At 70.6% G+C, this 19,537-nt stretch carries 19 protein-coding genes; 9 read left to right on the top strand and 10 right to left on the bottom strand.

Annotation, left to right across the window (positions count from 1 at the left end; all coding sequences use genetic code 11):
* Positions 1 to 100: 100 nt before the first annotated feature.
* Both ABZU69_RS32055 and ABZU69_RS32050 read right to left on the bottom strand, forming a co-directional pair.
* The gene (locus tag ABZU69_RS32055) at positions 101 to 847 is read right to left on the bottom strand and encodes an SDR family oxidoreductase (RefSeq protein WP_354968038.1); all 747 of its coding nucleotides are present in this window, start codon (positions 845 to 847) and stop codon (positions 101 to 103) included.
* The gene (locus ABZU69_RS32050) at positions 844 to 1,737 is read right to left on the bottom strand and encodes an NAD(P)-dependent oxidoreductase (protein WP_354968037.1); all 894 of its coding nucleotides are present in this window, start codon (positions 1,735 to 1,737) and stop codon (positions 844 to 846) included. Before ABZU69_RS32050 ends, ABZU69_RS32055 begins: the two co-directional genes overlap by 4 nt.
* Positions 1,738 to 1,766: 29 nt before the next feature.
* On the opposite strand from ABZU69_RS32050, the gene ABZU69_RS32045 reads away from it, so the two are divergent.
* Genes ABZU69_RS32045 through ABZU69_RS32035 form a run of 3 tightly spaced genes read left to right on the top strand, consistent with a single transcriptional unit; the run spans position 1,767 to position 4,705 of the window.
* Entirely contained in the window at positions 1,767 to 3,302 is a 1,536-nt protein-coding gene (locus ABZU69_RS32045; protein ID WP_354968036.1) for an aldehyde dehydrogenase, read from the top strand.
* On the top strand, positions 3,302 to 4,009 hold the full coding sequence (locus ABZU69_RS32040) for an enoyl-CoA hydratase/isomerase family protein (protein WP_354968035.1): 708 nt from the start codon (positions 3,302 to 3,304) through the stop codon (positions 4,007 to 4,009). Before ABZU69_RS32045 ends, ABZU69_RS32040 begins: the two co-directional genes overlap by 1 nt.
* Positions 4,010 to 4,054: 45 nt before the next feature.
* On the top strand, positions 4,055 to 4,705 hold the full coding sequence (locus tag ABZU69_RS32035; protein WP_354968034.1) for a GntR family transcriptional regulator: 651 nt from the start codon (positions 4,055 to 4,057) through the stop codon (positions 4,703 to 4,705).
* Here ABZU69_RS32035 and ABZU69_RS32030 read toward each other — a convergent pair.
* A complete protein-coding gene (locus tag ABZU69_RS32030; RefSeq protein WP_354968033.1) occupies positions 4,702 to 5,502 on the bottom strand; it encodes an SDR family NAD(P)-dependent oxidoreductase in 801 nt (266 codons plus the stop codon). The two genes, ABZU69_RS32035 and ABZU69_RS32030, sit on opposite strands and share 4 nt — an antisense overlap.
* Positions 5,499 to 6,194 (bottom strand): cyclase family protein, encoded by a 696-nt coding sequence (locus ABZU69_RS32025; protein ID WP_354968032.1) that lies wholly within the window; start codon positions 6,192 to 6,194, stop codon positions 5,499 to 5,501. The genes ABZU69_RS32030 and ABZU69_RS32025 overlap by 4 nt, the downstream gene beginning before the upstream one ends.
* A 111-nt stretch (positions 6,195 to 6,305) precedes the next feature.
* On the opposite strand from ABZU69_RS32025, the gene ABZU69_RS32020 reads away from it, so the two are divergent.
* The 3 genes from ABZU69_RS32020 (at position 6,306) to ABZU69_RS32010 (ending at position 8,960) form a co-directional block, all read left to right on the top strand.
* On the top strand, positions 6,306 to 7,562 hold the full coding sequence (locus ABZU69_RS32020) for a helix-turn-helix domain-containing protein (protein WP_354968031.1): 1,257 nt from the start codon (positions 6,306 to 6,308) through the stop codon (positions 7,560 to 7,562).
* 91 nt (positions 7,563 to 7,653) lie between these two features.
* Entirely contained in the window at positions 7,654 to 8,544 is an 891-nt protein-coding gene (locus ABZU69_RS32015) for an NAD(P)-dependent oxidoreductase (RefSeq protein WP_354968030.1), read from the top strand.
* 5 nt (positions 8,545 to 8,549) lie between these two features.
* The gene (locus tag ABZU69_RS32010) at positions 8,550 to 8,960 is read left to right on the top strand and encodes a heme-binding protein (protein WP_354968062.1); all 411 of its coding nucleotides are present in this window, start codon (positions 8,550 to 8,552) and stop codon (positions 8,958 to 8,960) included.
* Between the two features lie 23 nt (positions 8,961 to 8,983).
* Here the strand turns inward: ABZU69_RS32010 and ABZU69_RS32005 are convergent, their stop codons facing one another.
* The 6 genes from ABZU69_RS32005 to ABZU69_RS31980 form a co-directional block, all read right to left on the bottom strand.
* On the bottom strand, positions 8,984 to 9,994 hold the full coding sequence (locus tag ABZU69_RS32005) for an amidohydrolase family protein (protein WP_354968029.1): 1,011 nt from the start codon (positions 9,992 to 9,994) through the stop codon (positions 8,984 to 8,986).
* A gap of 41 nt (positions 9,995 to 10,035) precedes the next feature.
* Positions 10,036 to 11,346 (bottom strand): histidinol dehydrogenase, encoded by a 1,311-nt coding sequence (hisD, locus tag ABZU69_RS32000; RefSeq protein WP_354968028.1) that lies wholly within the window; start codon positions 11,344 to 11,346, stop codon positions 10,036 to 10,038.
* Positions 11,347 to 11,372: 26 nt separating this feature from the next.
* Entirely contained in the window at positions 11,373 to 12,137 is a 765-nt protein-coding gene (locus ABZU69_RS31995) for an ABC transporter ATP-binding protein (RefSeq protein ID WP_354968027.1), read from the bottom strand.
* 49 nt (positions 12,138 to 12,186) lie between these two features.
* A complete protein-coding gene (locus ABZU69_RS31990) occupies positions 12,187 to 13,011 on the bottom strand; it encodes an ABC transporter permease subunit (RefSeq protein ID WP_354968026.1) in 825 nt (274 codons plus the stop codon).
* Complete coding sequence (locus tag ABZU69_RS31985) at positions 13,008 to 13,865, bottom strand: ABC transporter permease subunit (protein WP_354968025.1); 858 nt, start codon at positions 13,863 to 13,865, stop codon at positions 13,008 to 13,010. Before ABZU69_RS31985 ends, ABZU69_RS31990 begins: the two co-directional genes overlap by 4 nt.
* A gap of 78 nt (positions 13,866 to 13,943) precedes the next feature.
* Positions 13,944 to 15,011 carry a hypothetical protein gene (locus ABZU69_RS31980; protein WP_354968024.1) on the bottom strand — a complete coding sequence of 356 codons (1,068 nt, stop codon included), beginning with the start codon at positions 15,009 to 15,011 and terminating at the stop codon, positions 13,944 to 13,946.
* Between the two features lie 436 nt (positions 15,012 to 15,447).
* On the opposite strand from ABZU69_RS31980, the gene ABZU69_RS31975 reads away from it, so the two are divergent.
* The 3 genes from ABZU69_RS31975 to ABZU69_RS31965 all read left to right on the top strand — a co-directional run bounded on the left by ABZU69_RS31975 (position 15,448) and on the right by ABZU69_RS31965 (position 19,536).
* A complete protein-coding gene (locus ABZU69_RS31975) occupies positions 15,448 to 16,425 on the top strand; it encodes a LacI family DNA-binding transcriptional regulator (protein WP_354968023.1) in 978 nt (325 codons plus the stop codon).
* Between the two features lie 271 nt (positions 16,426 to 16,696).
* Positions 16,697 to 17,971 carry a helix-turn-helix domain-containing protein gene (locus ABZU69_RS31970; RefSeq protein ID WP_354968022.1) on the top strand — a complete coding sequence of 425 codons (1,275 nt, stop codon included), beginning with the start codon at positions 16,697 to 16,699 and terminating at the stop codon, positions 17,969 to 17,971.
* An 80-nt stretch (positions 17,972 to 18,051) separates the two neighbouring features.
* On the top strand, positions 18,052 to 19,536 hold the full coding sequence (locus tag ABZU69_RS31965; protein WP_354968061.1) for a CoA-acylating methylmalonate-semialdehyde dehydrogenase: 1,485 nt from the start codon (positions 18,052 to 18,054) through the stop codon (positions 19,534 to 19,536).
* The last annotated feature ends 1 nt before the right edge of the window (position 19,537 follow it).

Genomic DNA, 19,537 nt, shown 5'->3' with positions numbered 1-19,537 from the left:
CAGCGCTGAACCATCGCTGTCATGCGGCTGGCGATGACGTGCAGGCGGCCGGCTTCGATGATCAGCCCGCGCACCGAGGGAGCCGGCAGGCGTCGTCGGTTCAGCGGCCGCCCGAAACGTCGAGCATGGTGCCGGTGATGTACGACGCTGCTGGTGAGAGCAGCCACACGACGGACTCTGCGACCTCGACGGCCGTGCCCGGCCGTCCCATCGGCTGCGCGGGGCCGAGCCGCGGCACGCGCCCCGGATCCCCACCCCCCGCGTGAATCTCGGTGTCGATGATGCCGGGGCGCACGGCGTTCACCCGCACGCCGTGCCGGGCCACCTCCAGCGCGAGTCCCCGGGTCATCGTGTCGACAGCGGCCTTGCTGGCGGCGTAGTCGACGTACTCCTGAGGCGAGCCGAGCTGCGCGGCGCGCGACGACAGGTTGACGATCGCGCCGCCCTTGCCGCCGGTCTGGGTGGACATGCGGCGGACCGCGGCACGGCAACACGCGGCCGCGCCGAAGACGTTGACGGAGAAGACCCGGCGCCAGCGAGCCATGTCGATTTCGACCATCGACCGTTGCTGTTCGAGGACCCCGGCGTTGTTGACCAGCGCGGCCAGCGGACCCAGCGCGTCGGCGACGGCGAACAGTCGCTCGACATCAGCCTCGTCTGCGACGTCGCAGCGCACGGTGCGCACCTCTACGCCCCGCTCGCCCAGCTGTTCGGCCAGCTCGGCCGCCTCGGCGTCGCGCGACCGGTAGCCCAGCACCAGGTCGTGGCCGCGGTCGGCGAGGAGTTCGGCCGTGGCAGCCCCGATGCCACGCGTGCCGCCCGTGACGACGGCAACTGGGCGGCTCACCGCGCCCCCCGCGGCTGGGATACGGCGTGGGCGAGCGCCGCGATGTCGTCGCCGCCGTGGCCTGCCGCGGAGGCGGTCGCGAGCAGCTCGAGCGTGACGGCGGTGAGGGGCGCGGCGTCGCCGGCCGCGGCGAGGATGAATCGGGCGTCCTTGATCCCGCTGTCGACTGCGAAGGAGAGCGGGTAGTCGCCTGCCGCCATCAGGGTGCCCTTGGCCGCGACGAACGGCGACTCCATCGGGCCGCCGTGGATCGCGTCCAGGAACGCTGTCGGGGCGAGGCCGAGCGCGCCCGCCACCGCCATCGACTCGGCGATGGCCGCCGTCACGTTGAGCACGAACGCGTTGGCCGCGAGCTTGAGCCGCGAGGCCGTGCCGGCCTCGCCGAGCCAGACGGTCCGGGAGCCGATGGCGTCGAGCACTGGAGTGAGCACGGCCCGCGTGTCGGCGGGCCCGGACGCCAGCACGACGAGGGTTCCCTGCTCAGCGGGATGTTTGGTACCGAGGACCGGCGCGTCGACGTACCGCAACCCGAGCTCGGCCGCCACGTCGGCCAGGCGCGCGGCGCCGTCGACGCCGACGGTGCTGGTCTGCAGCAGCACCGCGCCCTGCGCGAACGCTCCGTCCGCGTCGCGGAGCACCTCCTCGACGGTGTCGGCGTCCCACAGCATCGTCAGGACGACGTCGGCGTCGCGGACAGCGTCGGCGACCGTCGGGGCCACTCGGGCGCCGGCCTTGGCCAGCGGGGCCGCCCGCTCGGGCGTGCGGTTCCAGACGTTGAGCGGCAGCCCGGCCGCGGCGAGGTTGCGCGCCATCCTGGCGCCCATCACCCCGGTGCCGAGCACGGAGACGCGGGGACCGTTGACCTGACCGGGACTCGTGTATACCTTCACGCCATGATGTATACCAAGCGGACGGCACCGTGACCACGGCCCACATCCAGCCGACGGTGGCGCTCCCCTCTGGACCACTGGCGACCGGGCTACGCATCGGCGGCCGGGTCGTCGAGGGGCGGGGCCCTCGGCTCGATGTCGTCAATCCCGCGACGGGCGGCGTGCTCGCGGTCGCCGACAGTGCCGACCAGGCCGACGTCGAGGAGGCCGTCCGGGTCGCCCAGGAGGCCTTCGACTCCGGCGTGTGGAGCCGGATGCCAATCCACGAGCGGTCGCGGATCCTGCACCGGTTCGCCGACGGGATCGCGGCGCGGATGAGCGACCTCTACCAGCTGGAGACCGCCAACAACGGCCGGCCACTGACCGAGACGAAGGCGCAGATCACCCGGCTGCCGGAGTGGTACCGCTACAACGCCTCGCTGCTGCTCGCGGACCGCGACGCGGTGGTCCCGATGCCCGGGCCCTACCACTCGTACACCAGCCGGCTGCCCCTCGGCGTGGTCACGATCCTGGCGTCGTTCAACCACCCGATGATGATCGCGTCGAAGTCCCTCGCGCCCGCGCTGGCGACCGGCAACTCGGTGGTGCTGAAGCCGTCCGAGCAGACCCCCCTGACCGCGATGCTGCTGGCCGACATCGCCCACGAGGCCGGCATTCCCGACGGCGTACTCAACGTCGTCAACGGCCTCGGCCCGGTCGTGGGCGCCGCTCTCACCGAGCACCCGTTGGTAAAGAAGGTGGTGTTCACCGGCGGCACCGAGCCTGGCCGGTCGATCGCGCTCGCGGCCGCGAGGCGCTTCGCCAAGACCACACTAGAGCTCGGCGGTAAGTCGCCGGTCATCATCTTCGGTGACACACCCGTCGACGTGGCCGCGCGCGGCGCCGCGTTCGGCGGCTTCATCGGGGCCGGCCAGACCTGCATCGCGGGTAGCCGGCTGCTGGTGCACCGCAGCATCCACGACGGGTTCCTCGACGCGCTGACCGCGGTCGCCGAGGGAATTCGCATCGGCAACCCCAGCGACGAGTCCACACAGCTCGGCCCGGTGATCTCCGCCCGAGCCAGGGACCGGATCCTCGGCCGCATCGCCGAGGGCGTGCGGTCCGGCGCCCGCGTCGTCACGGGTGGCGCCGCCGCGACCGTGCCCGGGCTGGAGGACGGCTTCTTCGTGCAGCCGACCGTGCTGGCCAATGTCACCAACGACATGACCGTAGCCCGCGAGGAGATCTTCGGGCCCGTCGTCGTGGCGATCCCCTTCGACGAGGAGGACGAGGCCGTCGCGATCGCCAACGACTCGCCGTACGCCCTCGGCTCCGCGATATGGACCCGTGACATCGCCCGCGCCCACCGCGTGGCGTCCCGGCTCGAGGCCGGGATGGTCTGGATCAACGACCACCACCGCCTGGACCCGTCCTCCCCGTGGGGTGGTCTCAAGGAGAGCGGAATTGGCCGCGAGGGCGGCTGGGAGTCGTTCCACGACTTCACGCAGGTGCGTGCGGTCACCGTCCGGACGGCGCCCGACGACGTTGACTGGTACGGCGGCAAAGCGACCGGAAGGCTGAACTGATGAGCGACCTGACCATCCACCCGGTCGAGAACGGCGTGATCCTGGCCGAGCTGTCCCGGCCCCCGGAGAACCTGTTCAGCATCGAGCTGTGCGGACAGCTGGCGGCCGTACTCGACGACCCGCCGGAGGGCGCGCACGTGCTGCGCCTACGGGCAACCGGTGACGTGTTCTGCCTTGGCCGCGACCGTGGCGGCTCGACCCCGGCCGAGGTGCGGGCGGAGGCCGAGGCGCTCGCCGGGCTCACCCGCTCGGCGCAGCGGACGAGGCTGGTGACCGTCGCCGAGGTGCAGGGCGACGCGGCCGGGTTCGGTGTCGGCTTGGTGGCGGCCTTCGACGTGTCGGTGGCGGTGCGGGACGCGGCCTTCCGGTTCCCCGAAGTCGGCATCGGCCTCGCGCCGGCCCTGGTCCTCGCCTGGCTGCCTCGCGTGGTCGGCCGCCGGAAGGCTTTCTGGCTCACCGCGACGGGAGAGCCACTGGCCGCCGAACAGGCGGCGGAGCTCGGCCTGCTCAACGAGGTGGTCGACACGCGTGACGCCCTGACCAAGCGGGTCGACGACATGGTTGCGCAGCTGCGCGCCCGCAGCCCGCGGGTGCACGGCGACATCAAGGACATGCTCAGGGTGTTCGGCGATGTTGGCGACGAGCGCGCTCTCGACGTGAGCATCGACCGGCTCGTGGTCGGGTCGCTACGCCGTGGCGAGCGCTGACGTGGCGGCATGACGGGTTCAACCGACGTACGGCAGACTGCTCGGGTGTCCACCGAGTCGGCCGCCGCGCGAGTGGCGGGTAGCCTGCGCGAGCGTGTGTCCAGCGGACAGCTCCGGCCGGGGACCGCGCTGTCGCAGGCCGGCCTGGCCGAGGAGTACGGCGTTAGCCGCATCCCGGTCCGCGACGCCCTCCAGCAGCTCGCCAGCGAAGGGCTCGTCGAGCTACGCGGCGCCACCGCGGTGGTGACCCCGCTGTCCATCGACGACCTGCAGGAACTCTACGAGCTGCGTGAGGCGGTCGAACCCGTCGCCACCCGGCTCGCCGTCCCGCGGGTGGGCCGGGCCGGCATCACGCGGATGACCCATCTGCTCGCGGTGATGGATGACCCGGCCATCTGGCCGGGCACCTGGGTGGAGACCAACGCGGCTTTCCACGCGGAGGTCTACACGCTGGCCGGACGGCCGCGCATGATCGCGATGGTCGAGCAGCTGCGGCGGCTCACCGACCGCTACATCTATTTCCACCTCGACGTGGTCGGCCAGGCCGGGCACCTGCAGGAGGAGCACCGGCAGATCCTCGACGCGGTGAAGGCGCAGGAAGCGCGGGCTGCCGCCGAGCTCACCCGCGCCCACCTCGCGTCGTCACACGCCGTCGTGCTCGACTACCTGCTCACCCAGGAGCGGGACGGGGCTTAGCGCGCCACCATCCCCGCGGACAGGTCGATGTCGGCCGCGCAGAGGCCGGGCATGTGCAGCATCGCGACGACGGCCGCGGCCACCTCGTCCTCGGTGAGCATCCGGTGCAGCGCTGCCCGCGACACGAACGCCTCCTCGGCCTCCTCGTACGTCGTCCCGGTGCGCTCGGCCTCCAGGTTGAAGTTGCGGGTCATCCGCGGCCCCTGGACCGGACCCGGCGACAGGCAGTTCACCGAGACGCCTGCCGGGCCCACTTCGTACGCGAGTGTCGCGGTCAGCCCGATCACCGCCATTTTGGAAGCGGTGTACGGCGTGCGGCGGGTCAGCGGGCGCTTGCCGCTCACCGACGCGAGGTTGATCACATCGCCGACGCCCCGCTCGACCATCGCCGGGAGGAACGCCCGGCACATCAGGTAGATGCCGCGGACGTTGGTCGCGAAGACGTCGTCCCACTCGTCGGGCTCGATGTCGACCAGCGGCGCGACGGGGCCAGGGACGCCGGCGTTGTTGACCAGGATCTCCACCGTCTCGTCGGCCACCTCCTCGGCGAGCGCGGCAACGCTCGCCGGGTCGGACACGTCGGCCGCCGTGACCCGGACGCTCCCGGGCATCGCCTTGGCCTCGGCCGCCACTGCATCGAGCCGCTCCCGGTTGCGCCCGACCGCGACCACGCGGGCGCCGCGGGCCGCGAGAGCGAGCGTGATCGCACGGCCAAGCCCGCTGCCGGCACCGGTCACGACGGCGGTACGGCCCGCCACCCGGTCTCCCGGGAAGGCGGGCCCGTCGACGGTGGTCACGCCGGACCGTCGAGCAGGGCGACCGCGCGGGTCGGGCCGCCGTGGGCGCCGAGCACCTTGAGCGGGAAGCCGATGAACGTGAACCGCTTGCCGATCAGCTGGTCGAGGTTGGTGAGGTTCTCGTAGTGGGTGATGTGGTGGCGGCGGCACATCATGTGGCACGGGTAGGACTTGCTGGTCGGGTTGTCGGGTGTCGGGCTGTCCACGCCGAACGTCTTCACCCCGTGCTCGACGATCCATTCGCTGCCGGTCTCCCCGAGACCGGGGAATTCGGTGAGGTACTGCGGCTGCCCGGCGTACCGGCCGTGCGTCCCGGTGTGCAGCAGCAGGATGTCGCCGCGCTCGACGGTCACGTCGACGGCGTCCTGCGCCGCGTCGAGGTGCTCGGCGGTGATGTCCTGGCCGGCGCCGACGTGCGAGACGTCGAGGCAGACCGCCGCGCCGTAGAACAGGTCGAGCGACATCTGGTCGATGGTCTGGGCCGACGGGTCGGGGTCGAGGTGGGAGAACGAGTCGACGTGGGTCGGGCCGTTGTCGTTGAAGATGATGCCCTTGGTCTGGAACGAGAAGCCGCCCACGAAGCGCAGCGCCGTCTCTTCGTGCAACGCGTGGTCGAACACCACGGTCTTGAGGTGGCCGGGATAGACCTGCATGCCCTGGTAGATGTCCTGTGACAGGTCGACGAGCTGCACGTCGACGCTCCCTTCCGTCGGGCCGGCCCCGCTGACCGGGGTGGCTGGGTGTCGGAACTCTAGGGCGGCCGCGCGCGGCACGGACGCTCCAATCGGAGTAGATTTACGGTCATGAACGCACCGATCGATGAAGCGCTCCGGCGCCCCGGTTCGGCAGCCCCGACACCGCCCCGGCCCGGGACCACCGCGTCGCCGTTCGACATCGCGGACCGGATCGCCGAGGTGGTGGGCGGGCCGGTCATCCTGGAGGACCCGTCGTTCCGAGTGGTCGGTTACTCCGCTTTCGTCGGCCCGATGGACCGTGGCCGCGCCGAGGCGATCCTCGGCCGCAGGATCCCGGGTGTGTGGCTCGAGCATCTGACCCGGACCGGAAGCCTCGACCGGCTCCGCGGCACCGCGGACGTCGTCGACCTGTCCGACGGCCCGCGGAAGGCGCACCGCCGGCTGATCACGGCGTTCCGGGCCGGAGACCGCCTGCTGGGGTTCGCCTGGGTCGCGGAGGGCGAGCGGCCGCTCGGCGACGGGGCGGCCCGCATCTTCCGCCGCGCCGTCGACGAGGAGACGCCCGCCCTGCTGCGGCACCTTGAGCGGCTCGACGCCGAGGAGGCGCACCGGTCGCGGCTCGCCTCCGCGCTGCTCGACGGACTGCCCGGGGCACCTGCAGCTGCCGACCGGCTCGGCTTCGACCGGGACGGGCGCTTCGTGGTCCTGTCCGTCGCCGGTCCGGCACAGGCGCGGGCACGGACGGAGGACGGGGAGGCCGGGAGGACGCGCCTGCTGGAGCACCTGCGGCTCTGTCTTGACTCGTTCCACCGCCGCTGGGTGGTGACCCCCCGCGGCGACGGCGGGCTCGCCCTGGTGGCCCTGCGCGCCGAAGAGTCCGAGAAGACGGCCGCGCGGCTCGGCCAGGAGGTGTTGAGGCTCGCCGGCGACGGCCCGCTGCGCACCATGAGGGTCGCGGCGAGCTCGGTCGGCGCCGGCCTCGCCGTCCTGCCGCGGCTGCGTGCCGAGGCGACGGCCGCGACAGTCGTGGCAGGCGACGACGGGTCGTTCGTCGCGTACGCAGACGTCGACGCCGTGGTGCTCGTCGCGGACGTGGTTGCCGCGCTGCCGGCGGGTGTCCGGCTGTCGGGGATCGATCGGCTGCGCGCGGCCGACCGCGGCACCGGGCCAGAAGGCGGCGAGCTGGAGCGCACTCTGCGCGCGTTCCTCGCAGCGTGCGGCAGCGCCTCGGCGACGGCCCGTGAGCTCGGCGTGCACGTCACCACCGTCCGGCACCGGCTCGACCGGATAGCCGCGATTTCGGGGCTCCGGCTCGACCGCCCCGAGGTCCGCATCGCCTGCGACCTCGTGCTGCGCCGCCCCTGAGCCTGGGACACCTGTCGCCCAGCAGTCCGGCGGCCCGGCACTGACGTTTGCTGACACCCCTGTTCACACCGGCTCGCCCTAGGGTGGCCGGATGACGACAGCCCAGACGGACGTGACGACGGTCGGCGTGGTCGGCCTCGGGATCATGGGGTCGGCGATGTCCGGCCACCTGCTGACCGCCGGCTTCGACGTGACCGGCACCGACCTGGCCCGGCCCGCGGTCGACGAACTGGTCGCCCGCGGCGGCCGCCCGGCCCGCGACCTCGCCGCCCTCGCGCGCGAGTCGGCGGTCGTGGTCACCTCGCTTCCGTCCGCCGCGGCGGCGCTGGAGGTGTGCCGGGGCCTCGCCGCCGCGGAGCCGGCCGACCTCGTCGTCGTCGAGACGTCGACGCTGTCGCTGGCCGTGAAGCAGGAGTGCCGCGATCTGCTCGCCGCGGTCGGCGTACCGCTGCTCGACTGCCCGCTCAGCGGTACCGGCGCGCAGGCCCGCGACCGCGACCTGGTGGTGCTCGGCAGCGGCGACGAGGCGGCGTTCGAGAAGGCCCGTCCGGTGATGACAGCGTTCGCGCGGTCAGTGCGGTTCGTCGGGCCCTTCGGCCACGGCATCACGATGAAGCTGGTCGCCAACCTGCTGGTGTCGATCCACAACGCGTCGACGGCGGAGGCGTTCGCGCTCGGCGTGGCCGCGGGCCTCGACCCGGCGGTCCTCTTCGAGACGGTCCGCGAGGGGGCGGGCGGGTCGGTCATCTTCGACAAGCGCGGGTCGCTCATGGTCGAGCGTGCCTACCGGCCGGCGACCGCGCGGGTGTCGATGTTCGTCAAGGACGTTTCATTGGTGCAGGAGCTGGCCGCGTCGGTCGGCGTCGCCACGCCGGTGCTCGACGCGACACTGCCGCTGTACACGAAGGCGGTGGACGCCGGGTGGGCCGATGCCGACGCGGCCGCGCTGCTGGAGGTCGTCGAGGCGGAGGTGCGGGGTTGAGCGAGATGACCTTGGCGCAGGCGGAGGCGGTTGCCGCCGGGACGCTGCGACACGCCCGCGTGGTCAGGGCGGCGCCGCTCGCGGTGGCGGTGCTCGACCCGGGCGGCCATGTGGTCGTGGTGAAGCGCGAGGACGGCGCGGGCATCCTGCGCGTCGAGATCGCGACCGCCAAGGCCTTCGGCGCGCTCGGTATGGGCATGTCGTCGCGGGAGATCGCCCAGCGGGCGGAGCGGCAGCCGACGTTCTTCGCCTCGCTCGCCGCAGTGACCGGCGGTCGGCTGGCGCCCGCGGCGGGAGGTGTTCTGGTACGCGACGCCGACGGCTCCCTGCTGGGAGCCGTCGGCGCAAGTGGCGACGTCTCGGACGTGGACGAGGCGTGCGTGCTGGCCGGGATCGCGGCCGCCGGTTTGGTCTGACGGCGCGCGCCCCGGTCGGCGGATCAGTCGGTGAGCTTCAGCAGCCGCGCTGCCGTCCGACCGCGGATGGCCTCCCGGTCGTCGTCGCTGAGCCCGCGGGTCTCGTCAATCTGGCCGAGCGGGTCGTAGTGGCCCATGTCGAACGGATAGTCGGTGCCGATGACGACGTGATCGGCCCCCATCTGCTGGACCAGGAACTCCAGGTGCGGCGCGTCGAACACCAGGCAGTCGACGTAGATCTGCTTGAGGTAGGTGCTCGGCGGTCGTGAGATGTGGTGCCGGCCTTCGGGCCGCAACTCGTAGGCGTGGTCCATTCGGGAGGAGTAGAACGGCAGGTAGCCGCCGCCGTGCACGGCGACCAGCTTGAGGTTGGGGTGTTCCTCGAGGACCCCGCCATGGATGATCCGGGTCAGCGCGAGCGTGGTGTCGAGCGGGTTGCCGATGACGTTGGTCAGGTAGTACTTCCGGAACCGTTCGCCGCCCGTGAACCCGTTGGGGTGCAGCATCACGACGACGTCGAGCTCCTCCGCCTTGGCGAAGAACGGCCGGAACCGGCGGTCGTCGAGATCCATTCCCATGACGTTGGTGTTGATCTCGACGCCCCGGAAGTCGTACTCCGTGACGCACCGCTCGAGTTCCTCGACCGCCGATCGCACGTCCTGCATCGGTACGGTGGCCAACCCGACGAACCGATCGGGGTGGTCGCCGACGATCTTGGCGAGGTTCTCGTTCTGCATCCGGGCGAGCTCACGGGCGAGCTCCGGGTCGGCCCAGTAGAAGTAGCCGGCCGGGGCCACCGAGATGGCCTGGACGTCGATGCCCATCCGGTCCATGTCGGCGATCCGTGTCTGCGGGTCGGTTGCCTGCGGCATGATCTCGCGGACGTGCTCGAGCTGGTAGGCGTTGGTCTCGTCGCCGCCGTAGTAGCTGAACGGCTCCATCTCCGGCGCCATCAGCCCCTCCACGAGCGGCTGGCAGTCGGGGAGGATGACGTGGGCGTGGATGTCGACGGTTCGGTGGGATCCGCTGGGCATGGATGACCTTCTATTCGTTGGGACGTGGGGCGAAAGCGGACTCAGCCGACGGGCGTGGGCGCCCAGGGCAGCTGCGCGCCGGCGTACTTCGCGGCCCGGACGTCGCCGGAGCGGGCGTGACCCTCGAAGAGCTCCACGCGTGCGGCGCGGCCGCACAGCTCGCCGAGCCGGGCGCTGGCGGCGGGATCGGTGACCTCCTGGTACGTCACCGTGCGCAGGTACTTCCCGACCCACAGCCCGCCGGTGTAGCGGGCGGCACCGCGGGTGGGCAGCACGTGGTTGGTGCCGATCACCTTGTCGCCATATGACACGCAGGTGCCCTCGCCGAGGAAGAGCGCGCCGTAGTGCCGCATCTTGTCCAGGGCCTCGCGCGGGTTGCGGGTCAGGATTTGCACGTGCTCGCTGGCGTAGGTGTCGGCGAGCGCGTACGCCGCGTCGAGGTTTTCGACGACGTGCACCTCCCCGTGGTCGCGCCACGCGGGGCCGGCCATGTCGTTGGTCGACATGCCCGGAAGGATCTCGTCGACGTGGACCATGACCGCTCGGGCGAGTGCCTCTGAGGTGGTGATGAGCACCGCCGGGGAGTCCGGCCCGTGCTCGGCCTGGCTGAGCAGGTCGACGGCCACCACGAACGGATCGGCCGCATCGTCGGCCACGACGAGGATCTCGGTCGGTCCGGCGAACAGGTCGATGCCAACCTCACCGAACAGCTGCCGCTTCGCCTCGGCGACGTACGCGTTGCCGGGGCCGGCGATCAGGTCGACCTTGCCGATCGACTCGGTGCCGATGGCCATCGCGGCGACCGCCTGGACACCGCCGAGCAGGAAGATCTCGTCCGCGCCGGCCAGGTGCAGGGCGGCCACAGTCGCCGCTGGGATCTTTCCGCGCAGCGGCGGGGTGCAGGCAGTGACTCGCTCGACCCCGGCGACCTTCGCCGTCACGACGGTCATGTGCGCCGAGGCGGTCAGCGGGTAGCGGCCCCCGGGCACGTAGGCACCGGCCGCGACGATCGGCAGGTGCTTCTGGCCCAGGAACACGCCCGGCTGGGTCTCCACCTCCAGGTCCTGCAGGGTGTCGCGCTGGCGTTGGGCGAAGTCGCGGACGTTGGCCTGCACGGTTCGGATGTCGTCGACGACCTCGGACGTCAGTGACGCGACGAGCTCCTCGATCTGCTCCGGCCCGAGCCTGAACGACTCGGGCGACCAGTTGTCGAACTTCTCGGAGTAACGGCGTACGGCCTCGTCGCCGTTCGCGCGAACGTCCTTGATCACCTCGCGGACGACGACGGAGACGTCGTCGTTGCCGTGGGCGGCGGGCACGCCGCCGGTGGGGGACTTCAGGTGGGTGCTCATGGTGCTCCTGTACTGGGCGGGTGCGGTCAGGCCACGGGCTCGGCAGTGGGGCTCATTTCCTTCATGGCCTCGAGACGCGCGAGCACCTCGGCCTGGAGCGTGGCCACCGTGGGGTCGGTCTGCCGGCGCGGGCGGGGCAGATCGATGGTGATGTCCTCGTAGATCCGGCCGCCGGGCTGGAGCACGATGATCCGGTCGGACAGCTCGACGGCCTCGACGACGTCGTGGGTCACGAAGACCACGGTCTTCTTCGACTGGGCCCAGATGTCCTGTAGCTGCGCGCGAAGCCCTCGGGCGGTGATCGCGTCGAGGTGGCTGAACGGTTCGTCCATCAGCAGCAGGTCGGGCTCGACCGCGAAGGCACGGGCGATGCCGACGCGCTGCTGCATGCCGCCGGACAGCTGACCGGGATAGAAGTTGGCGTTCTTCGCCAGGCCCACCATCTCGAGGTACCGCTTGGCCCTGGCCACGGTGGCCTCGCTCCGGTCGTTCTGGACGTACATCATGTTTCGCATGACGCTGCGCCAGGGAAGCAGCCGCGGGTCCTGGAAGACGTAGCCCATACGGGCCGGGCCGCCATCGTCACTGGTCAGGCTGATCTCGCCGGAGGTGTGCTCCTCCACACCCGAGATGATGTTGAGCAACGTGCTCTTGCCGCAGCCCGACGGCCCGACGATCGAAACGAATGTCTGGCCGCTCACCTCGAAGGAGATGTCGTCAAGGACCCGGCTCGCCCGGGGAGTGCCCAGGTTGAAGGTCTTGGCGAGGTTCTTGACGGTCAGGACTGCCACGAGAGCTCCCTAGGGCTGGGGGTGTGCAGGATGGGGGCGGACGGGGTCATCAGCCATCCCGCCAGCGGAAGGCGCGCTTGATCGCGCGGTCGAGCACGAGCCGGTCGAGCAGCACGATGAAGCCGACGAACAGCACGACCCAGGCGGCGAACCCGCCGAACCGGTTGGCGTCGTACCAGAAGCGGGCACGGTAGCCGACGCCCCCGCCGCCGCCGAACCATTCGGCGAGCAGGACGCCGTTCCAGCCGATGATGATCGCGAAGCGCACGCCGGCCGCGATGTACCCGGTGACGGCTGGGAGGACGAGGTCGCGGATGCGGCGGGTGACCGGCACGTTGTACGTCGACGACATGTCGCGCAGGTCGCGGGAGACGCCCCGCACGCCTTGGGCGACGTTGACGACCACGAACGGCACCGAGGTCAGAAACGTCGTGATGATCGGGCTCATGTCGCCGAAGCCGAACCACATCACCGTGAGAAACGACCAGATGATCGCCGGGATCGACAGGCCGACCAGGACCGGGCTCTCGAAGAACGCCCGGGACAGCGAGGAGAGGCCCATCAGCACACCGATCGCGATGCCCACGACGGTCGCGAGCAGCAACCCGACGCCGAAGCGGTAGAGCGTCGAGCCGAAGTTGCCGAAGACCTCGCCGCGGGAGAACTCCTCGCCGAGCCGCTGCACCACCTCGACCGGGCCCGGGACGCGGCCGAAGAGCAGCGACATCAGGACCCAGAACAGGAAGAAGGACAGCAGCGCGGCGACCCGGGCGGCCCCGTCGGAGGTGAGCCGCTTGCGCCAGGTCGGCGTGCTCTGCTCGATCTCGCTGGTCGAGCGGCGCCGGTTGACGGTGGCCTGGAACGTGGTGCTCATAAGGCGGAACTCCTTTCCTCCGGACGCCATGCGAGGAGCCGTGCCTCGGCCTTGAACAGGACCAGGCGCTCAATGAGGAGCATGAACACGATGAACAGGGACGTCCACGCGAGCACGGCAGCGATGTCGTAGAGCTGGTACTCGGTGCGGATCTGGAAGCCGACACCGTTGCGGCCTCCGAACACTTCGGTCAGCGCCTCGACCTTCCAGGCCACCGCGAAGCACATCCGGATCGCGGCGAACACGAACGGCACGATCGTCGGGAGCAGCACCTCCCGGCGGATCTGGTGCGGGGCCCGCCCGAATGCCTCGCTCATGGTGACCAGGGACTTGTCGACGCCTCGGATGCCCTCGGCGACGTTGAGCGCGACGTAGGGCGCGGACACGAGCGCGACCGCGAGGATCGGCCCGAAGTTCGACAGGCCGAACACGATCAGCGACATGACCGCGTAGACGATCGCGGGGATCGTGCCGGCGATGGTCACGCCATCGTGGAAGAACGCCCGCCAGTAGTTGTACCGGCCCATCAGATAGCCGACCGGCGCCCCGACGGCGGCGGCGACCCCGAAACCGGCGAAGGTCTTCAGCACGCTCGCCGAGAAGTCGGTGACGAAGTTGCCGTTCTCGACGATCTCGACCGCCGCTTGGATGACCTCGTGCGGGCGGGGCAGCAGCCGCGATCCGTACCACCAAGAGCCGAACTCCCATAGCAGGAACATCGCGATCCAGCCCATGACGAGCAGGCCGGTGCGCCGCCAGCGCCGCAGCCGGGCGATCCTGCGGGCGCTCGCCTCGCGGTCGTCGGGGTCCGCGGGGGGCGCGGCCGGAGCCGCGCCCACCAGCTGATCCGTCATCATCTCTCCTTCACTCGGCCCTACCGGGCCCACTCACCCGGCCACACCGGGCCTGCTGGATGCGTCGGGACTCGAGGTTCAGGACTTCGGGAGGATGGTGAAGTCGGGGGCCGGCGTGTTCTTGTCGACGTAGCCGGTCTCCTTCATCAGTTCGAACAGCTTGGTCTCGCTGTCGACCCACGCCTGGTCGAGGTAGGTCGTGTCGACGAACCAGTCGTACTTGTTGGCCAGCCAGTCCTGGATGAACGCCTTCTCCTCGGGCGTCTCGGCGGCGAAGTCCTCGGGGTAGGCCTTGACGATCGCGTCGCGGTTCTTGGCCCACTCCTGCACGCCGCGGTCCCAGATCTTGACCAGGAAGGCCGCCTCCTCGGGGTTCTTCTCGACCCAGGCCTTACGAGCGACGAAGACATTGTTCTGGGGGTGGGTGACGTTCTGCGGGTCGGAGGAGAACTTCTCGGCGTAGATCTGCGAGACCGACTTGGAGTCGTAGAGCGGCTTGATCGCGCCGCTGGACAGCTGCGGAATCGAGAAGTCGGGCAGCAGCAGACCGGCGTCGGCGTCACCACGCTCGATGAGGCCGGCGGCGTTCTGCGGGTCGGTCACGACGAGCTCGAAGTCGCCGCCCCCGGCGCGCAGGTCGAGGTTGCAGAACTTGCGGGCGTAGACGCCCCACATGATCGTGATCGAGACGGCGCTGTGCGTCACGATCTTCTTGCCCTTGAGGTCGCAGATGGTCTGGGCGTTGCTCTTTGCCGACACGGCCAGGATGCTTCTGTCGGAATTGAACTTGCCGAAGATTGTTGTCTTCTCGCCGGTCTGCTTTTCCAGGTCGGGTACCTCGTACGACGCGGCTGAGACGACGTCCGCGTGGCCGCCGGCGTACACCCCGTACTCGTCCCAAGAGGACGAGGTGAGGACCTGGATCCCCGCCTCCTCCTCCATCTGCTGCTTGATGCCTTGGCTCTCCATCCACTTCCAGACCGGGTCGGGAGCCATCACCATGTTGACGACGCCGCCGGCGTCCTTTGCCTCGCCGCCCTTGGCGGCGCCTGGACGCGACCCACAGCCGGAGACCAGCAGGGCAATGACGCTGGCGGCGGCTACCAGGCGCCAGCGGTGGGGACGGAAGATGCGTGCAGTGCTCATATCGTGCCTCTCAGAGTCGTTCGACCGGTCCGAGGGTGCGATCAAGGGGCGTCGCGCTACGACGGGCCTGGTGGTGGTTGGGGGGTGGGGGTGAAGTGGTGGGGATGTGGCGCCTGACACTGCCGTGACTAATCTTGCAAGTCAAGCATTTCTCGGAAACTTATGCATGCTCCTGTTCTCGACCATGCGCTCATCGGCCGCCGGGTTCACGCCTGCGTGCCGATATTTCCGGACGTACACGGGGTTCTAGGAAGTTGACAGCAACGAGATGGTCGCCTATCTTCGTTGTGCATAGATTATGCATTTCTGCCCGCATCGAGGGCCGGTGCCTGGACACGAGAAGAAAGTGAGACGGCTTGTGAGCGTGAATCCGGGCACGACGGGCGACGGTCCGGGACGACGGCGACGCGCGCGCCCGGCGACGAACAGCTCGACCGTGGCGCAGGCCGCCGGCGTCTCCCAGTCGACGGTCTCGCGCGCCCTGCGGGGCGACCCCCGGGTGCGGGAGGACACCCGCCGCCTCATCGAGGAGACCGCCGAGCGGCTGGGTTACCGCCCATCGTGGGTGGCTCCCCCGACGCCACAGCGCACACGCACCATCGGTGTTGTCGTCGCCGACCTGACCAACCCGTTCTTCCCGACGCTGCTCACGCCGGTACACGACGAGCTGCAGATTATGGGCTACCGGGTCGTGCTGTTCGCCGAGCGCACCGACATCCCGACCGGGCAGGAGGCCCTGGTCAACCTGCTCAACCGGTCGATCGACGGCGTCCTGGTCACGACGGCCACCCTCGACTCGCGGCTCGGCCAGGCCCTCGCCGGGCGGGACCTGCCGGTCGTGCTTCTCAACCGGTACGTCGACGCGATGGACGTCGACCGCGTCATTGCGGACAACTACCAGGGCGGACGCGCCGCCGCTCGCCATCTGCTGGACTTCGGCCACCGCACCATCGGCGTCATCCGTGGCCCCGCCAACACCTCGACGAGCAGAGACAGGCACGCCGGCATCGTCGACGCCGGGATCGCACTCGACGAGCGTCTCGTCCGCGAAGGACCGTACTCGCACCAGTGCGGCTACCAGAACGCCCGAGAGCTGCTCCGGCTGGCCACTCCCCCGACCGCGCTGATCTGCGGCAACGACGTGATCGCGTTCGGCGCCATCGACGCCGCGAAGTCGCTTGGCCTGGACGTGCCGGGCGACGTTTCGGTGCTCGGCTTCGACGACGTTCCGATGGCAGCCTGGGAGGTGTTCCAGCTGACCACGGTCCGCCAGCCCCTGTCGGAGATGGCACGGACGGCCGCCCGACTGCTCGTGGAGCGCATCGAGCACGGCGGCGACATCGGCGCCGGGCGCGAGCGTCTGTTCGCCACCAGCCTCGTGCAGCGGTCGACCACCCAGCGGGTGGCCCGCTGACACCCGGTGCCCACAGGGCCCGGCCGTCGCTGGTGACATGGCATGTCCTCCTCGAGCGGGGGCGGTAGGTTCGGCACCACCCATGCGCCACAGCCTCGCCGCGTCACGCGACGCGCCACCATGTGGGGCCACCCATTTCTGAGGCGACAGTGTGGTGAGCGACACATCGGCACGGATCCGCGGGCGGCGGCACCGTGGCCTCATGACCTCCGCCTCGCTCCACCAGGTGACTACGCCCACACCAGCCCCACGACCGCGTCCAGACGCTGACGTGCGCCTGCCGACGTGGGCACGCGAGGCCTCCGACGGCGTGGATCTGGTGGCCCTGGCGGACCAGGTCGTCGAGGCGGACCTCGCGGCGGCGTTCGACACGTTGCGCGACAACGACGAGTTCGTGACCCGGCTACGGGCCAGCGTGGTCGAGAACCTCCGCCATCTCCGCCAGGTCATCGCGGGGCGGATCCACCTCACTGAGGTGACGCTCGCCGAGCCGTTCGCCCTGGCCCGCATGCAGGCCCGGCTCAGGTTGCCGCAGACGGCGCTGCAGCGGTCCTACCGTGTGGGCTTCCTGACCATGTGGCACGAGTGGTGCGACCGGCTGGTCGAGCGGGCCGACCGCAACGACGTCCCGCGCGCAGAGAGCCTCGAGGCACTACGCAGCATGACCGCGCTGCTGCTCGGCTACCAGCACCAGGTGGCATCGCAGGTCGCGGACAGCTTCGCCCGGGCCGACGAGGCGCTGAGCCGCTCGCGCGAGCACGTACGCAACGGCCTCGTCCAGCATCTGCTGCGCGAGGACTCCACGCCACTCCCACCGTCGGACCTGGTGCTGCTCGACTATCCCCTCGACGCCAGCCACATCACCGTGCTGCTGCCGGCGATGCCCGAAGGCGCTGCGCGCCAGATCCTCAACGCGCTGCGCAAGGCGTGCCACACCCGCGACACCCTCGTCCATGCGGTCGACCTCACCAACACGGTGGTGTGGCTGGCACACCCCCGGCCACCGGGATGGCGCGCCGCGAGGATCGCCAACCTGACCGACTGCCTCCGCGGCCTCGGCGTCGAAGCGTCGGTCAGCGACCCGCACGTCGGCGTACAGGGCGTGCGGGCCGGCTGGCTCCAGGTGCAGGACGTGCAACGGGTACGCACGGCGTGGGGTGCGGCGGGCAGCCCCAGGGTGCTGGGCCACCCCGACGTCAGCCTCGAGATCCTGTTGATGGCCGACCCGGTCAAGGCCCGTGCGTTCGTCCACGCCGAACTCGGACAGCTCGGTGCCGACGACGACTTGGCCGCGCGGTTGCGCGAGACCGTCGAGGCGTCCCAACGGTGGGGCAGCCATGTGACCACCGCCGCGCACCTCCACCTGCACGAGCACACCGTGCGCAACCGGCTTCAGAGGGCCGCAGAGCTGCTGGGCCGCCCGCTGACGGAGCGACGGACCGAGCTCCAGGTCGCGCTGAGGCTCGCGCGGCTGCTGACCGAGAACAACAGTCGGGCCGACAGCCCGACACTGCCGCCGCCGGTCAGTCCCGGCACGCCGGGATGACGTCCGGCGTGAGTACACCGCGCGGCCGGACCTCCCATCCTGAGGGTCCCCGCATGAGGAGCGAGTACATGAACGGCGACGTGGCGCGTGTGAACCACTGGATGGGGCGAGAATTCGCGGGTGCGAGCACCCGTACCGCCTCGGTCACCAACCCAGCGACCGGAGCGGTGACCGCCGCGGTGGCACTGGCGTCCACGCACGACGTGGCCCGCGTGGTCGACGCCGCCGTCGCGGCGTTCCCGGCGTGGCGCGACACGTCGTTAGCCCGCCGCACCCAGACACTGTTCGGTTTCCGCGAGCTGCTGAACACACGCAAGACGGAGCTGGCCGAGCTGATCACCGACGAGCACGGCAAGGTGATGGCGGACGCCGTCGCAGAGGTCAGCCGCGGCCAGGAGGTCGTCGAAGTCGCCTGCGGGATCGCCCAGCTGCTGCACGGCGCCGTGAGTGAGAACGCCGCCACCGGTGTCGACGTGTCGACCGTACGCCAGCCGTTGGGACCGGTCGCCGTGATCAACCCGTTCAACTTCCCGGCCATGGTGCCCCTGTGGTTCGTGCCGGTGGCCATCGCGGCGGGCAACACCGTCGTGCTCAAGCCCAGCGAAAAGACCCCGTCGGCCTCAATCTGGCTGGCGCGGCTGTGGGAGGAGGCAGGCCTGCCGGCCGGTGTGTTCAACGTCGTGCAGGGCGACGCCGAAGCGGTCGACGCGCTGCTCAGACATCCCGCGATCGAGGCGGTGTCGTTCGTGGGATCGACGCACGTCGCGCGGCACGTCTACGAGACCGCGGCCGTGTCGGGCAAACGCGTGCAGGCCCTCGGCGGCGCCAAGAACCACATGGTCGTGCTCCCCGACGCCGACCTCGACGCCGCTGCGGACGCCGCCGTCAGCGCGGGCTACGGCTCGGCCGGCGAGCGGTGCATGGCGATCAGCGTTGTCGTCGCGGTGGGACCGGTAGCGGACGACCTGGTGACCCGAATCGCCGACCGGACACGTGCCCTGTCGGTCGGGTCCGGACGCCGCGACGTCGACATGGGGCCACTCGTGACGCGCGAGCACCGCGATCGGGTTGCCTCGTACGTCGAGGCGGCGGAGGCGGAGGGCGGCAAGCTCGTCGTCGACGGCCGCGACTGGGACGTGGATGGCGAGGCGTCAGGCTTCTGGCTGGGGCCGACGCTGGTCGACCATGTCACACCCGAGATGTCGGTCTACCGCGACGAGGTGTTCGGCCCGGTTCTCGCAGTCGTACGAACGGAATCCTTCGACGAGGCGCTTCGCCTGATCAACGCCAACCCCTATGGCAACGGCACCGCCCTGTTCACCTCCAGCGGGCCGGCCGCCCGGCGGTTCCAAAACGAGGTGCAGGTCGGCATGGTCGGGATCAACGTGCCGGTGCCGGTGCCGGTGGCGCACCACTCCTTCGGCGGCTGGAAGAACTCACTGTTCGGCGACACGCACGCCCACGGTGCCGAGGGGGTGCGGTTCTTCACCCGCGCCAAGGTGGTCACGTCGCGGTGGGGCGCGCCGAGCGGCGGAGTACAGCTCGGCTTCCCGCAGAACACCTGAA

The organism is Micromonospora sp. NPDC005206 (assembly GCF_040608175.1).
GTDB lineage: Bacteria > Actinomycetota > Actinomycetes > Mycobacteriales > Micromonosporaceae > Micromonospora.
Note: the sequence above shows the minus strand (reverse complement) of the source record. Positions and strands in the feature narration are given on the sequence as shown.

What these genes read in the sequence shown, in the direction of transcription:
- ABZU69_RS32040 (WP_354968035.1), top strand. Translation starts at nt 3,302, where the DNA reads ATGAGCGACCTGACCATCCACCCGGTCGAGAACGGCGTGATCCTGGCC.
- ABZU69_RS32020 (WP_354968031.1), top strand. Translation starts at nt 6,306, where the DNA reads ATGAACGCACCGATCGATGAAGCGCTCCGGCGCCCCGGTTCGGCAGCC.
- ABZU69_RS32015 (WP_354968030.1), top strand. Translation starts at nt 7,654, where the DNA reads ATGACGACAGCCCAGACGGACGTGACGACGGTCGGCGTGGTCGGCCTC.
- ABZU69_RS32010 (WP_354968062.1), top strand. Translation starts at nt 8,550, where the DNA reads ATGACCTTGGCGCAGGCGGAGGCGGTTGCCGCCGGGACGCTGCGACAC.
- ABZU69_RS32005 (WP_354968029.1), bottom strand. Translation starts at nt 9,994, where the DNA reads ATGCCCAGCGGATCCCACCGAACCGTCGACATCCACGCCCACGTCATC.
- hisD (WP_354968028.1), bottom strand. Translation starts at nt 11,346, where the DNA reads ATGAGCACCCACCTGAAGTCCCCCACCGGCGGCGTGCCCGCCGCCCAC.
- ABZU69_RS31990 (WP_354968026.1), bottom strand. Translation starts at nt 13,011, where the DNA reads ATGAGCACCACGTTCCAGGCCACCGTCAACCGGCGCCGCTCGACCAGC.
- ABZU69_RS31985 (WP_354968025.1), bottom strand. Translation starts at nt 13,865, where the DNA reads ATGACGGATCAGCTGGTGGGCGCGGCTCCGGCCGCGCCCCCCGCGGAC.
- ABZU69_RS31980 (WP_354968024.1), bottom strand. Translation starts at nt 15,011, where the DNA reads ATGAGCACTGCACGCATCTTCCGTCCCCACCGCTGGCGCCTGGTAGCC.